We start from the raw sequence: 1,854 nt of genomic DNA, 5'->3' as shown, positions 1-1,854 counted from the left end.
ACACAGTGGACGCGAGCAACTGAGGACAAGCCCTCGGCCTATTAGTACCGGTCACCTCCAGCGGTTACCCGCCTTCCAGATCCGGCCTATCAACCCAGTCGTCTACTGGGAGCCTTAACCCCTCAAGGGGGTGGGAATACTCATCTCGAAGCAGGCTTCCCGCTTAGATGCTTTCAGCGGTTATCCCTCCCGAACGTAGCCAACCAGCCATGCCCTTGGCAGGACAACTGGCACACCAGAGGTTCGTCCGTCCCGGTCCTCTCGTACTAGGGACAGCCCTTCTCAATATTCCTACGCGCACAGCGGATAGGGACCGAACTGTCTCACGACGTTCTAAACCCAGCTCGCGTACCGCTTTAATGGGCGAACAGCCCAACCCTTGGGACCGACTCCAGCCCCAGGATGCGACGAGCCGACATCGAGGTGCCAAACCATCCCGTCGATATGGACTCTTGGGGAAGATCAGCCTGTTATCCCCGGGGTACCTTTTATCCGTTGAGCGACGGCGCTTCCACAAGCCACCGCCGGATCACTAGTCCCGACTTTCGTCCCTGCTCGACCCGTCGGTCTCACAGTCAAGCTCCCTTGTGCACTTACACTCAACACCTGATTACCAACCAGGCTGAGGGAACCTTTGGGCGCCTCCGTTACTCTTTAGGAGGCAACCGCCCCAGTTAAACTACCCATCAGACACTGTCCCTGATCCGGATCACGGACCCAGGTTAGACATCCAGCACGACCAGAGTGGTATTTCAACGACGACTCCACAACAGCTGGCGCTGCCGCTTCAAAGTCTCCCACCTATCCTACACAAGCCGAACCGAACACCAATATCAAACTGTAGTAAAGGTCCCGGGGTCTTTCCGTCCTGCTGCGCGAAACGAGCATCTTTACTCGTAGTGCAATTTCACCGGGCCTATGGTTGAGACAGTCGAGAAGTCGTTACGCCATTCGTGCAGGTCGGAACTTACCCGACAAGGAATTTCGCTACCTTAGGATGGTTATAGTTACCACCGCCGTTTACTGGCGCTTAAGTTCTCAGCTTCGCCACCCCGAAGAGTGACTAACCGGTCCCCTTAACGTTCCAGCACCGGGCAGGCGTCAGTCCGTATACATCGCCTTACGGCTTCGCACGGACCTGTGTTTTTAGTAAACAGTCGCTTCTCGCTGGTCTCTGCGGCCACCCCCAGCTCACGGAGTAAATCCGATCACCGGTGATGGCCCCCCTTCTCCCGAAGTTACGGGGGCATTTTGCCGAGTTCCTTAACCATAGTTCACCCGAACGCCTCGGTATTCTCTACCTGACCACCTGAGTCGGTTTAGGGTACGGGCCGCCATGAAACTCGCTAGAGGCTTTTCTCGACAGCATAGGATCATCCACTTCACCACAATCGGCTCGGCATCAGGTCTCAGCCTTGATGTGCGACGGATTTGCCTATCGCACGGCCTACACCCTTACCCCGGGACAACCACCGCCCGGGATGGACTACCTTCCTGCGTCACCCCATCACTCACCTACTGCAGGTCTGGTCCGTCGGCTCCACCACTCCCCTTTGCCCGAAGGCTCCGGGGCGGCTTCACGGACTTAGCATCGCCTGGTTCAATGTTTGACGCTTCACAGCGGGTACCGGAATATCAACCGGTTATCCATCGACTACGCCTGTCGGCCTCGCCTTAGGTCCCGACTTACCCTGGGCAGATCAGCTTGACCCAGGAACCCTTAGTCAATCGGCGCACACGTTTCTCACGTGTGTATCGCTACTCATGCCTGCATTCTCACTCGTGAACCGTCCACCACTGCCTTCCGGCGCGGCTTCACCCGGCACACGACGCTCCCCTACCCATCACAGCCGC

At 57.4% G+C, this 1,854-nt stretch carries 1 rRNA gene (running past one end of the window); it reads right to left on the bottom strand.

Going from position 1 to position 1,854, the window contains the following annotated elements:
* Positions 1-21: 21 nt before the first annotated feature.
* Positions 22-1,854, bottom strand: a 23S ribosomal RNA gene (locus tag ACFZDJ_RS54965) (it continues 1,375 nt past the right edge of the window).

Origin of the sequence: Streptomyces sp. NPDC007896 (assembly GCF_042959425.1) — a bacterium.
GTDB lineage: Bacteria > Actinomycetota > Actinomycetes > Streptomycetales > Streptomycetaceae > Streptomyces.
Note: the sequence above shows the minus strand (reverse complement) of the source record. Positions and strands in the feature narration are given on the sequence as shown.